This window comes from Lysobacter sp. Root667 (assembly GCF_001427715.1).
Taxonomy (GTDB): Bacteria; Pseudomonadota; Gammaproteobacteria; order Xanthomonadales; family Xanthomonadaceae; genus Lysobacter.
This window is the reverse complement of sequence record NZ_LMHF01000016.1, coordinates 1-12,580: the sequence shown is the minus strand read 5'-3', so window position 1 is coordinate 12,580 and position 12,580 is coordinate 1. Positions and strand designations below refer to the sequence as shown.

The 12,580-nt window shown below is 69.9% G+C and carries 11 protein-coding genes and 1 pseudogene; 9 read left to right on the top strand and 3 right to left on the bottom strand.

Features of this window, described 5'->3' with window-relative positions; genetic code table 11:
• Positions 1-177: 177 nt before the first annotated feature.
• From ASD78_RS21730 to ASD78_RS18745, 3 genes are all read right to left on the bottom strand, one after another.
• Entirely contained in the window at positions 178-2,985 is a 2,808-nt protein-coding gene (locus ASD78_RS21730) for a TonB-dependent receptor (protein ID WP_162250188.1), read from the bottom strand.
• 142 nt (positions 2,986-3,127) lie between these two features.
• On the bottom strand, positions 3,128-4,147 hold the full coding sequence (locus tag ASD78_RS18750) for a FecR domain-containing protein (protein WP_056104324.1): 1,020 nt from the start codon (positions 4,145-4,147) through the stop codon (positions 3,128-3,130).
• On the bottom strand, positions 4,144-4,734 hold the full coding sequence (locus ASD78_RS18745; RefSeq protein ID WP_082575722.1) for an RNA polymerase sigma factor: 591 nt from the start codon (positions 4,732-4,734) through the stop codon (positions 4,144-4,146). The genes ASD78_RS18750 and ASD78_RS18745 overlap by 4 nt, the downstream gene beginning before the upstream one ends.
• A 342-nt stretch (positions 4,735-5,076) precedes the next feature.
• Between ASD78_RS18745 and pyrH the strand changes: the two genes are divergently transcribed.
• The 9 genes and pseudogenes from pyrH to ASD78_RS18700 all read left to right on the top strand — a co-directional run.
• Entirely contained in the window at positions 5,077-5,799 is a 723-nt protein-coding gene (pyrH, locus tag ASD78_RS18740; protein ID WP_055910619.1) for a UMP kinase, read from the top strand.
• Between the two features lie 37 nt (positions 5,800-5,836).
• Positions 5,837-6,178 (top strand): hypothetical protein, encoded by a 342-nt coding sequence (locus ASD78_RS18735; protein WP_056104321.1) that lies wholly within the window; start codon positions 5,837-5,839, stop codon positions 6,176-6,178.
• Between the two features lie 45 nt (positions 6,179-6,223).
• The gene (locus ASD78_RS18730; protein ID WP_056104318.1) at positions 6,224-7,144 is read left to right on the top strand and encodes a cation diffusion facilitator family transporter; all 921 of its coding nucleotides are present in this window, start codon (positions 6,224-6,226) and stop codon (positions 7,142-7,144) included.
• A 115-nt stretch (positions 7,145-7,259) separates the two neighbouring features.
• Entirely contained in the window at positions 7,260-7,817 is a 558-nt protein-coding gene (gene frr, locus ASD78_RS18725; RefSeq protein ID WP_055910628.1) for a ribosome recycling factor, read from the top strand.
• Positions 7,818-8,008: 191 nt separating this feature from the next.
• Positions 8,009-8,782: a polyprenyl diphosphate synthase gene (uppS, locus tag ASD78_RS18720; protein WP_056104314.1), complete on the top strand. Its 774-nt coding sequence runs from the start codon at positions 8,009-8,011 to the stop codon at positions 8,780-8,782.
• On the top strand, positions 8,779-9,630 hold the full coding sequence (locus ASD78_RS18715; protein ID WP_055910634.1) for a phosphatidate cytidylyltransferase: 852 nt from the start codon (positions 8,779-8,781) through the stop codon (positions 9,628-9,630). Before uppS ends, ASD78_RS18715 begins: the two co-directional genes overlap by 4 nt.
• A gap of 2 nt (positions 9,631-9,632) precedes the next feature.
• Positions 9,633-10,799, top strand: a complete 1,167-nt coding sequence (locus ASD78_RS18710) for a 1-deoxy-D-xylulose-5-phosphate reductoisomerase (RefSeq protein ID WP_056104312.1) — start codon at positions 9,633-9,635, stop codon at positions 10,797-10,799.
• A gap of 32 nt (positions 10,800-10,831) precedes the next feature.
• On the top strand, positions 10,832-12,193 hold the full coding sequence (gene rseP, locus ASD78_RS18705; protein WP_056104309.1) for an RIP metalloprotease RseP: 1,362 nt from the start codon (positions 10,832-10,834) through the stop codon (positions 12,191-12,193).
• Between the two features lie 95 nt (positions 12,194-12,288).
• Positions 12,289-12,580 (top strand): annotated as a pseudogene (locus tag ASD78_RS18700) (outer membrane protein assembly factor BamA); the annotation flags it as partial.

The following is a 12,580-nucleotide window of genomic DNA, read 5'->3' as shown; positions in this document are numbered from 1 at the left end:
CGCCCCCCTGGTCGACGGTGGATGCGGACCGTCGCCAGCGCGACCCCTGGTATCCATCAACGCAATGGCGCCTGCGCCCCCTACCCCGCGGCCATTCCCTGTTCTACGCGAAACACGCCGGGAACCTGCCAAGCCCGCGATTCGCGCACCGGCGCTCGCGCCGCGGACCGCCCACGCTCAGAAGCGGTAGGCCGCGCTCAACAGGTAGTAGCGTCCGCGCGGATCGTCGTAGGCGATGTCGTAGCCGCCCTTGGCGATGTCGTAGTTGACCGGCGTGCGGTCGCCGATATCGTGCACGTTGAGCGACAAGCGCCAGCGCTCGACGTTGTAGTCCAGGTTCAGATCGACCGTGCCCGAACCCGGATTGCGGCAGTGCCCGGCCAGGACGTTGCGCTTGGGACAGTCGCCGTCCGGATCCGCGATCCGCGACGGGCCCAGTGCGCGCAGGTTCACCGCCGTGGTCCAGTTGCCGTAGGCCCATTGCAGGCCCGCCAGCGCGGTACGGTCCGGTGCGTTGTAGCCGGCGTAGTCCTGGACCCGACTCTCGTCGTCGACGCGTCGCGACAGGCGATCGAGATAGTTGCCGGCCAGGCGCAACGAGAACCGGCCCCGGCGCTGCGTCTGCAGGCGGTATTCGGCCTCGAACTCCCAGCCGCGCACATGGGTCTCGCCGATGTTGTCGTAATAGTCCTGCAAGCCGACCAGTCCGCCTGCTTCGTCGCGCTTGAACGAGCGCTCGCTCATTACACTGGCGTCCATGCCGCTAACGGCCAGTATCTCGTTGCGGCGCTGGATGTCGAAATGGTCCAGCGCCAGAGTGAAGCTGGAGTTCGGCGCCCACACCAGGCCCAGGGTATAGCTGCGCGAGGTTTCCGGCTTGAGCTCGGTGTTCTCGAACGCGCCGCGCGTGACCACGCACTGGGTCTCGCCGTTCGGCCCGACGATGGGATTGCGGCAGGGACCGAAACCCGGATCCTGCACCACCGCACTCTGGTCGCTGACGTTGGGGCGGCGCAGTTCGTACAGCGACGGCGCACGATAGCCGGTGGCCCAGGTGCCGCGGAAGGTCAGCGTGTCCAGCGCGTTCCACTTCAGTCCCAGCTTGGGCGAAAGCTTGTGGCGGTAACGTTCGCGGTAGTCGGCGCGCAGTGCGAACTCGCCCTGCAGGCGCGGCGCCAGCGGCGCGCTGAGTTCGGCGTACAGCGCCGCGATGATCTGCGAGCCGTCGACGCGTACCTTGGGCGGGCTGAGCGCGACGTCGTGCTCGACCATGCGCGGGTCGGGATTGTTCTCTAGCGCGTCGCGCCCCAGCTCCAGCCCTGCGGCCACGCGCGTGCGCCCGGCCGGCAGCGAGAACCAGGGGCCGTTGACGCCCAGCGTGACCTGGTCGAGTTCGGCCTTGCCGCGCGAGGTCAGGCGCGGCGAGAACGCCTCCAGGGTCTCGCGGCTGTTGCGTGCGTTGAAGCGGTAGCTGAGGTTGCCGACCAGTTCGTAGAACGCGCTCTCGCTGACCATGCCGTCGATGCGGTTGACCACCGAATTCTCGTGGTGGGCGAAACCCGCGCTCCATTCCCAATCGCCGCGGTAGGTCTTGACGCCCGCGCTCAGGTCCAGGGTGCGCGCCACGCTGCGGGTGCGGATCTGTCCGGCATCGTAGAAGGCGTAATACAGCGAAGTGAATTCGCCCGGAAAGAACGCGTCCGGATGTTCGTCCGGCAAGAACACGTTGCCGTAGAACGGCGCGCCCAGCAATTGCTGCGAGACCTCGCCCACGCGCAGGTCGGCGTAGGCCTCGGTGTCGGCGCCGAAGGGCTGGCGCCAGTGCGCGTAGAACGAGGTGCGCTCCGCTTCGGGCTGCAGGCTGATGTGCTTGGCCGTGTCCAGGATGCAGCGCCCTTTCCCGTCGCGGTGCTGACGCGGGCAGGCCCACCAGAAATTGCCGGTCTCGTAGCCGATGTAGCCCAGCGGAATCCGCCAGTCGCCCAGCCCGTCGGCGCTGCGGTCCACGCTCCGCCAGGAGCGCTGCGCGCCCGACAGGCCGTCCTGCTGGAAATAGTCGGCGCTGAGGAACAGGTTGCCGCCGCGCTTGAGATCGACCCCGGTGCTGACCGAGACGCGGCGCTGCTTGGCGTCGTTGCGATCGGACACGCCCAGGCGCGCGATCGCTTCCGAGCCCTGCTGATCCTTCTTCAGGATGATGTTGACCACGCCGGCCATGGCGTCGGCGCCGTAGATCGCCGAGGCGCCGCCGCGGATGATCTCGATGCGCTCGACGATGCTGAGCGGAATCCCATCCAGGTCGGTCAGGCCGCCCAGTTCGGCCGAGATCAGGCCGTAGTTGGCGATGCGCTGGCCGTCGACCAGGAACAGGGTCGCGCGCGGCCCCAAGGCGTTGAGGCTGGTGGTGGCCGCGGCCGCGAACGGCTGCTGGTACGGCTGGCCGCCCTCGGACGCGACCGAGATCGGGTGGTGGCCGACCATGCCGGGCTGGAAGCGCAGCAGTTCGAACAGGGTCTGGTGGCCGCTGGCTTCGATTTCGCTGCGGCTGATGAGGGTCATGGGCGAGACCGGCACCGATTCCAGATCGCTGCGCGGGATGTGGCTGCCGGTGACGTGGATCGGCCCCAGGTTGGTCGGCTCTTCGATGCGCGGCGGCGGCGGCGGCGGACGCGGCGGCTTGGGCTTGGCGACCGCCACCGGCTTGGGCGCGGGCTGCAGCAGGAAAGTGTCGCCGTTGACCTTGACCACGAGCAGGCCGCTGCCCTGCAGCAGCCGCTCCAGCGCCTGCGCCGGGGTCAGCTCGGCGCGCAGGCCGGCGCTGCGCTTGCCCGCGACCAGGACCGGGGCGTAGATGATCTGGATCCGGCTGCGGGTGGCCAGCGCCTGCAGCGCGTCGTCGAGCGCGCCGGCCCGGATCGAGAAGCGTGTTGCGGCCGACGGCGCGGCCGCAGCGGTCTGCGTGCCCTGCGCTGCGAGGCACAACAAGAACGCACTAGAGATGGCTAACGTGTGCCTAGAACTGGCCATTCATCCGGTGCGTCTTTCCCCCCGAGCGAGCAACCATACGGAAGCCCGGGAACGCCTGCAACGCGACGCCACTATTGGTTGCACCCGGCGGGCGACGGCTTCACTGGCGTGCGGCGTGGAGCAGGATTTCGTGCTCGCCCACGCGCCGCGACTGCAGCGACCAGCCGCGCTCCAGGGCCGCCAGCAGGGCGTCCTGATCGTCGATGTGGAACACGCCGCTGACCTTGAGCGCACCCAGCTCCGGCTGCTCCAGGCGCAGCTGGGTCTTGGAATAGCGGTTCATCTCGCCCAGCAGCTGGTCGAGACGGCGGTCCTTGAACACCAGATCGCCCTGCGGCCAGGCCTGGGCCACCGCCAGGTCCAGCGGACGCTTGGCCGCGAGCGCGCCGCTGCCGTCGATGCGGATCTGCTCGCCCGGCGCCAGGGTGCTGACGGCGCGCGCGGCGTCGGCGCCGACCGCGACCTCGACCACGCCCTCGATCAGGCCGACATCGACCGCCGTGCCGTCGCGGCTGACCTGGAAGGTGGTGCCGATGTCGCGGATGGTGCCGGCCCCGGCCTTGACCAGGAACGGACGCGGCGCGCGGCCGCTGCCGGTATCCCCGCCGACCGCGAACTGGACCCGCCCCTGGGCCACCTCGACCGTGCGCGCATCGCGGTCGAAGCGCGTGGTCACCGCCGTATGGGTGTCCAGCAGCAGGGTGGTGCCGTCGCTCAGGACGACGCTGCGCTGCTCGCCGATGGAGGTGGCGTAGCGCTCGATCTGGGCCGGCGGCGCGCGCTGCATCCACGCCGCCACGCCGATCGCGACCGCCAGGGTCGCGGCGATCGCCGCGCCCGGGGCCAGCCAGGGGTGCAGGCCGGCGCCGCGCCGGGCGGTGTCGCGGCGCGCCGCGCGCGCGGCCGCGCGCAGCAAGTCGTCGTCGCCCAGCGCGGCCGACAGCTCGTGGATACGCTCGACCTCGCGGTAATCGCGGGGATGGGCCGGCGACTGCCCCAGCCAGCGCTCGAAGGCCTCGCGGTCGCGGGCGTCGCTGTCGGGCGCGTTCAGCCGCGCCACCCAGGCTTCGGCCTGGTCCGGTTCGTCGTATCGGTTCGAATTCGCGCTTGCGGTATTCATGCGCCACCTGCCATGTCAGGTAGATTTTCTCTCAGATGCAAGCGCAACAGGACCAGCGCGCGGCCGATATGTTTCTCCACGGCCTTGATGGAGATCCCACAATGGCGCGCGATCTCGGTATAGCTCATGCCTTCGATGCGGTTGAGCAGGTAGACCTGCCGGCACTTGGTCGGCAGCCGCAGGATCGCCTCACGCACGCGCGCCAGCTCCTGTTGGTTGGCCACGCGCTGGTCGTGGGCGAGGTCCGCCGACGGCAAGCCGTGGAAATGCTGATCGAAGCTCACGTGCGCCGACGCGTGCTGGCTTTGCTGGCGGCGGCCGCGGTCGTTGAACTCGTTCATCGCGATCCGGTACATCAGCAGCTTGAGCTGCTCGGCCGGCTGGCCGCGGTAGCGCATCAGCCGGACCAGGCTTTCCTGGGCGATGTCCTTGGCGTCCTCCTCGCCGGTGCGCTTGCTCAGGAAGCGGACCAGGGCCTCGCGGTGCTCGAGCACGAAGCGCTCGAAGCCGTCGTCGCCGCGCGGACGCGGCGCAGGATGCTCCGGCTCGGGATGCTCCGGCTCGGGCGGATCCGAATAGGCGTTCATATAAGCGTGATGCACGGGGCGGACCAAGGGCTCAGGCCGCCCCGGCGGCGCGCCGGCGCGACGGACCGTGGCGCGAGGCGCCGGCTGCTGCGCTGGAAACCAGATCGTTCATCGGCACCTGCCCCTGTTGGCGTTGCGTGGTAACACCGGAACGGCCGCGCTGGGCGGCGAACCGGCATGCGCTAGCTTTGTAACATGGAATCCGCTACCCCTAAGAAGGGCCGGCGACCGTGCCGAAGCCGGTCAAGCGCGACCCTCATCGCAATCCCGTAACGCGATCCGGCTCGTGGAACCCTACCCAACTCGGCTAGAATCTCGGGGTTTGCTCACCCAGAGGTCCGTATGTCCCAGCTCGCCTGTCGCCGTGTCCTGCTCAAGTTGTCCGGCGAGGCGCTGATGGGGGACGAGGACTACGGCATCGACCCCAAGGTGATCGGCCGGCTCGCCCGCGAGGTGGTCGAGGCCCAGCACGCCGGGGCCGAGGTCGCCCTGGTGATCGGCGGCGGCAACATCTTCCGCGGCGCCGGCCTGGCCGCCGGCGGCATGGACCGGGTCACCGGCGACCAGATGGGCATGCTCGCCACCGTCATCAACGCCCTGGCGATGCAGGACGCGCTGGAGAAGCTCGGCGCCAAGGCGCGGGTGATGAGCGCGATCAAGATCAACGACGTCTGCGAGGACTACATCCGCCGGCGCGCGATCCGCCATCTGGAAAAGGGCCGCCTGGTGATCTTCGCCGCCGGCACCGGCAACCCCTTCTTCACCACCGACTCGGGCGCCGCGCTGCGCGCGATCGAGATCGGCGCCGACCTGCTGCTGAAGGCGACCAAGGTCGACGGCGTCTACGACAAGGACCCGAAGAAGCACAGCGACGCGGTCCGCTACGACAAGCTCAGCTACGACCAGGTGATCGCGCGCGACCTGCAGGTCATGGACACGGCCGCGTTCGCGCTGTGCCGCGACAGCGACCTGCCCTTGCGCATCTTCGACATGAGCCAGCCGGGCGTGCTGCTGCGGATCCTGCGCGGCGAGCACATCGGTACGCTGGTGCAGGGGCGCGGCTGAGCGCGGCTGCGCGGCAAGACTCGCTCTGATCCGCAAAATGATCGCGCTGCACGAAGCGAACCTGGCAGACCTGCCCGATCATGGGGTCCTGAACGACCCCTGGACCTACGACGTCGTCGAAGCGCGCTACGTGGCAGGAAGGCATCCATTCGGAACGCTCGACCTTGTTCTGGAAAAGGACGGCCAGCGCCTGGTGCTGCGTTTCACCGATGCGCACAATTTGGCGATAGACCCGGGATTTCCCTACTCCTACATGGGCCTCGAGCTCCTGGACGTATCCAGCATCGGTTGGGAGCGCACCCGTATCCGGGTCCAGGGCTCCGAGGACGCGCCGGGCATCCGCTTCTGGGCCGGCGACGTGCAGCGCATCGACGGCTGACGGCCTGTAATAGTGTCCCCACGTGCGCCGTGGCAGCATCCGCGCATGCACTCGCACAGCCACGATCACGCCGCGAACGGCACCCGCGCCTTCGCCGCCATCACCCTGATCAATCTCGCCTACACCGCGCTCGAGGCCGGTTACGGTTTCGCCACCAATTCGCTGGCCCTGTTGTCCGATGCGCTGCACAACCTCGGCGACGTGCTCGGCCTGGGCCTGGCCTGGGGCGCGGCGGTGCTGGCCAAGCGCACGCCCACCGACCGCCACACCTACGGCTGGCGCCGCGCCACCCTGCTGTCGCCGCTGGCCAATGCGCTGCTGCTGGTCGCGTTCTCCGGCGCCCTGGCCTGGGAGGCGATCCGCCGCTTCAGCGCCCCGCCGGAAATCCCGGCGCTGCCGGTGATGGTGGTCGCCGCGATCGGCATCGCGGTCAACCTGGGGGCGGCCTGGTTCGTGCGCGACGGCCACGCCCAGGACCTCAACCGCCGCGGCGCCTTCCTGCACCTGGTCGCCGACGCCGCGGTGTCGCTGGCGGCGGTGCTGGCCGGCGCCGGCATGTGGTGGCTGGGCTGGGAATGGCTGGACCCGGTGATCGCGCTGCTGATCGGCGTGGTGGTCGCGGTCGGCGCGTTCGGGCTGCTGCGCGAAAGCTTCAATGCGGCGATGGACGCGGTGCCGCGCGGCATCGACCAGACCCAGGTCGCGGCCTTCCTGGCGCAGCAGCCCGGCGTGGTCGCGGTCCATCATCTGCATATCTGGTCGCTGGGCGCGGGCGAAATCGCGATGACCGCGCACCTGGTGCGCCCGGACGACAGCGACCACGACGTGTTCATCGACCGCCTCAACCACGCACTCGACGAGCGCTTCGGCATCAACCACCCGACCCTGCAGGTCGAGCACGGCCGCAGCTGCGAACACGACCGCCACGACCGCGCGCCGCACGGCGATCACGCCCACGAGCATTGACGCCGGCGCCCGCGCGGCGCCCCCGGAACCGGCTCCGGGCCTGCCTTCGGGCCGCAAATGCGGCCCCGGGCCTATATAATCCCGCGATTACCGTTCATAAGGACCGGAGCCGGCGATGCTCAACGACATCAAGAAAGACGCCCAGACCCGCATGGCCAAAAGCGTCGAAGCGTTTCGCCACGACCTGACCCGGGTCCGCACCGGCCGCGCCTCGACCGCGCTGGTCGACCACCTCAAGGTCAACTACTACGGCTCCGACATGCCCCTGTCGCAGGTCGCCAGCGTCGCCATCTCCGACGCCCGCACGCTGATGATCACGCCCTGGGAAAAGCAGATGGTCGGCCCGGTCGAGAAGGCGATCCTGGCCTCCGACCTCGGCCTGACCCCGAATACCGCCGGCACCGTGATCCGGATCAACCTGCCCGCCCTCACCGAGGAGCGCCGCAAGGAGCTGAGCAAGCACGTCCACGGCGAAGGCGAAACCGCCAAGATCGCGATCCGCAACATCCGCCGCGATGCCAACCACCAGATCAAGGAACTGCTGAAGGACAAGCAGATCACCGAGGACGAGGCCGGCCGCAGCGAAACCGAGATCCAGAAGATCACCGACAGCGCGATCAAGGACGTCGACGAGGTGATCAAGGCCAAGGAACAGGAACTGATGGCGGTCTGAGGCCGCACCGTCCGCGCGGCCGCGTCGTCCGGCATCGAACTTTCGCCGGCCGCGCCGGTCCGCTACTGACCTGTCCGGGCAGGCTCGAAACACCGAGCCCGCGCACGACCGGCCCGCGCCCGCAGCGCGGACCGGCCGCCCGCCGCCTGAACCCGCCTACCCCATCCGCTTCCAGGTCCGCCGCCGGCTCCATGCCTTCCGATTCCGCCCCCGCCGCGCCGCCGGTCCCGCGCCACCTCGCCGTCATCATGGACGGCAACGGTCGCTGGGCCGAACGCCGCCGTCGCCCGCGCATGATCGGGCACCGTGCCGGCGCGCGCGCGGTCGACGTCTGCATCGATTTCTGCATCGAGCGCGGGATCCGGGCGCTGACCCTGTTCGCCTTCTCCAGCGAAAACTGGGGCCGGCCCGAGGACGAGGTCGGCGCGCTGATGAAGCTGTTCCTCAACGCCCTGGAGCGCGAGGTCGACGAACTCGACCGGCGCGGCGTCCGGGTGCGCTTCATCGGCGAGCGCGAGCGCTTCGCCGCGCCGATCCGCCAGCGCATGGACGCCGCCGAGCAGCAGACCCTTCGTAACGACAGGCTGCACCTGACCATCGCCGCCAGCTACGGCGGGCGCTGGGACATCGCCCAGGCCGCGCGTTCGCTGGCCCAGGACGTGGCCGCCGGCCGCCTGGCCCCCGAGGCCGTGGACGAGGCCGCGCTGGCCGCGCGCATGGCCCTGGCCGACCTGCCGGCGCCGGACCTGTTCATCCGCACCGGCGGCGACACCCGGATCAGCAATTTCCTGCTTTGGCAGCTGGCCTACACCGAACTGTGGTTCACCGATGCGTTGTGGCCGGAACTGGATGCGGCCACACTCCAGCGCGCCCTCGACGATTTCGCCCGCCGGGAACGCCGCTACGGCCTGACCGGCGCGCAGATCGCCGCGCGCTCCAACGATTCCGACGAGACCGCTGCATGACCCGAACCCGCCTGATCGCCGCGCTGGTAATGACCCCGTTCGCGATCGCGGCGATCCTGTTGCTGCCTACGCCCTGGGTGATGGCGGTGGCCGCGGTGCTGTTCCTGATCGGCCTGTGGGAGTGGTTCGACCTGACCGAAATCGAAGACACCCTCTCGCGCACCGTGCTGCTGGCCGCCAACCTGGCGCTGATGGTCGCGATCGTCTGGGCCTCGCGCTCGGGCGCGCCCGAGGTCGCCGGGGTGCCGTCGATGGTGCTGTTCAAGATCGCCTCCCTGGTCGGCGTGATCTGGTGGCTGCTTGCCCTGTTCTGGCTGCAGCGTTACCAATTCGCGAGCAACCACGAATCCTATGCGCGTGCGTTCAAGCTCGCCGCCGGCGCGCTCAGCGTGATCCCGGCCTGGTGCGCCTTGACCTGGATCCACGCCGGCCAGCCCAACGGCCACCGCTGGCTGCTGACCGCGCTGGCCGTGGTCTGGGCGGCCGACAGCGGCGCCTACTTCGCCGGGCGCAAGTTCGGCCGGCTCAAGCTGGCGCCGCGGGTCAGCCCCAACAAGACCATCGAAGGCCTGGTCGGCGGCGTGCTCGCCGGCGTCGCGGTCGGCATCGCGTTCGCGACCTTCGCCGGCGCCCAGCCGGCGCAACTGCCGGCGGTGGCCCTGGTCGCGTTCGTGGCGGTGCTGTTCTCGGTGGTCGGCGACCTGTTCGAGAGCCTGCTCAAGCGCCACGCCGGCGTGAAGGATTCCGGCAACCTCATTCCCGGCCACGGCGGCGTCCTCGATCGCGTCGACGGGGTGCTCGCCGCACTGCCGGTGTTCGCGCTCGGCAAGGCCGTGCTGGGCTTCTGAACATGCAGCACATCGCCGTACTCGGCGCGACCGGCTCCATCGGCACCTCGGCGCTGGACGTGATCGCGCGCCACCCCGAGCGCCTGCGCGTCAGCGTGCTGGCCGCCGGCGGCCGCGTCGAACAACTGCTGAGCCTGTGCGAGCGCCACCGTCCGGCGCATGCGGCGATCGCCGACGCGGCCTGCTACCCGGCGCTGCGCGACGGCCTGCGCGCGCGCGGCCTGGACACCCAGGCGCATTGCGGCGACGAAGCCCTGGTCGCGCTGGTCTCGGGCGATGCCTGCGACACCGTGGTCGCGGCCATCGTCGGCGCAGCCGGACTGGACTCGACCCTGGCCGCAGCCCGCAGCGGCAAGCGCCTGCTGCTGGCCAACAAGGAATCGCTGGTCCTGGCCGGCGAGCTGCTGATGCGTGCCGCGCACGAAGCCGGCACCACCATCGTGCCGATCGACAGCGAGCACAACGCGATCTTCCAATGCCTGCCCGATGCGCACGCGCATGCCGGTTTGGCACGCATTCTGCTCACTGCGTCCGGCGGCCCGTTCCGCGGCCGCAGCCGCGAGCAATTGGCGCAGGTCACGCCCGAGCAGGCGGTCGCGCATCCGAAGTGGTCGATGGGCCCGAAGATCTCGGTCGATTCGGCGACCCTGATGAACAAGGGCCTGGAAGTGATCGAGGCCCACCACCTGTTCGGCGTACCGGGCGAGCGCATCCAGGTGCTGGTGCACCCGCAGAGCCTGGTGCACTCGCTGGTCGAATTCGTCGACGGCTCGACCCTGGCCCAGCTCGGCCTGCCCGACATGCGCACCGCGCTGGCGGTGGGCTTCGGCTGGCCCGAGCGGATCGCCTCCGGCGTGGCCGGGCTGGACATGCTGGCCCACGGCCGGCTCGATTTCGAGCCGCCGGACCAGGGCGCCTTCCCCTGCCTGCGCCTGGCCTTCGAGGCCCTGGCCGCGGGCGGTACCGCCCCGGCGGTGTTGAACGCGGCCAACGAAGTCGCCGTTTCAGCGTTTCTTCAGCGGCGTATCGGTTTCCTAACGATACCGGCGCTGGTCGAGGACACCCTCGCGGCGCTCCCCTCCACCCCGGCGACCTCGCTGGCGGTCCTGCGCGATGCCGATGCGCAGGCGCGCCGGTACGCCGGGCAGGCCATCGACCACAAGGCGTAACGCATGGCCCCGACCCGCACCGTGGAACTCCCATGAGCGAATTCATCGGCTCGGTCTGGTGGCTGCTGGTCAGCCTGGGCGTGCTCGTGACCTTCCACGAGTTCGGCCACTATTGGGTCGCGCGACGCTGCGGGGTCAAGGTGCTGCGCTTCTCGGTCGGCTTCGGCAAGCCGCTGTGGATGCGCCGCGACCGCAACGGCACCGAATTCGCGATCGCCGCGATCCCGCTCGGCGGCTACGTCAAGATGCTCGACGAGCGCGAGGGCGACGTCGACCCGGCCGACGCGGCGCAGGCCTTCAACCGCCAGCATGTGTTCAAGCGCATCGCGATCGTCGTCGCCGGCCCGATCGCCAACCTGATCCTGTGCGTGGCGCTGTTCTGGCTGATGTTCGTGATCGGCCGGCCGGACTACGCGCCCGCGGTCGGCCAGGTCGAAGGCCTGGCCGCGCAGTCGGGCCTGGCCCGCGGCGACATCATCGTCGCCATCGGCGAGCGCGCCACGCCCACCACCACCGAGGCCGGCATGGCCCTGCTGTCGGCGGCGCTGGATCGCAGCGACGTGGCGATGCGGGTGCACGGCGACGACGGCCGCGAGACGGTGCGCACCCTGCGCCTGTCGAAGCTGCCGGCCGGCATCGACGAGCGCGAACTGCTCAACCACACCGGCCTGATCTGGCGCCACCAGCTGTTGCCGGCGGTGATCGGCCGCGTGCTGCCGAATCGTCCGGCCTGGGGCGTGTTGGCCGAAGCCGATCGCGTGACCGCGATCGACGGCGAGCCGGTGCGCTCCTGGGCCGACGTCGCGCCCCTGGTCGACGCCCTGGGCCGGCGCGGCGGCGAGGCCATGATCGAAGTGCAGCGCGGCGACGACCGCCTGGGGTTCCCGCTGACGCCGCTGCGCGGCGAAAACCCCGAAACCCACAAGCAGCAATGGATGCTGGGCCTGGAACCGGCCAAGGGCAAACCCCAGCCCGACGCGGTGCTGCGCTACGGACCGATCGACGCGATCCCCGCCGCCTTCCGCGAAATGGGCCGCCAAACCCAGGACATGGCGGCGATGATCGGCCGTGCGTTCAGCGGCCGGCTTTCGGTCGAGAACACCGTCGCCGGCCCGATCACCATCGCCCGGGCCGCCAACGACAATGCCCGGCACGGCACGGCCTGGTACCTGCAGATGCTGGCGCTGCTGTCGCTGAGCCTGGGGATCCTGAACCTCCTCCCCATCCCGATCTTGGACGGCGGTCACCTGCTGTATTACCTTATCGAGCTGGTCAAGGGCAGCCCGGTCAGCGAGCGCGTGATGGCCGCCGGCCAATTTGTAGGTCTGGCGCTGATCGTCAGCCTGATGGGCTTGGCGTTCTACAACGACATCGTGAACAACCTGGTGCGCTGATGCCGGCACTGCCTATCGACCCGATGCCTCGATCGCTCGAAGCCTCGAACCGGCGCCCCGTTGCGGGCGTCAACGAACCCCAACCGGACGTAATGATGACGCGAACCCCTCCTCGCCGCATGCTCGCCCTCGCCCTCGCCACGGCGTTGACCTCGGCCGCGGCAGCTCCTGCGTTGGCGCAGTCGGCCGACCCGTTCGCGCTACCCGGCGCGCCGGCCCCGGCGCCGGGTTCGTTCACCGTCAGCGACATCCGCGTCGACGGCCTGCAGCGCATCTCCGCCGGTACGGTGTTCACCTACCTGCCGATCGAACGCGGCGACACCATGGACGGCGCCAAGGCCGGCGATGCGATCCGCGCGCTGTACAAGACCGGCTTCTTCGAAGACG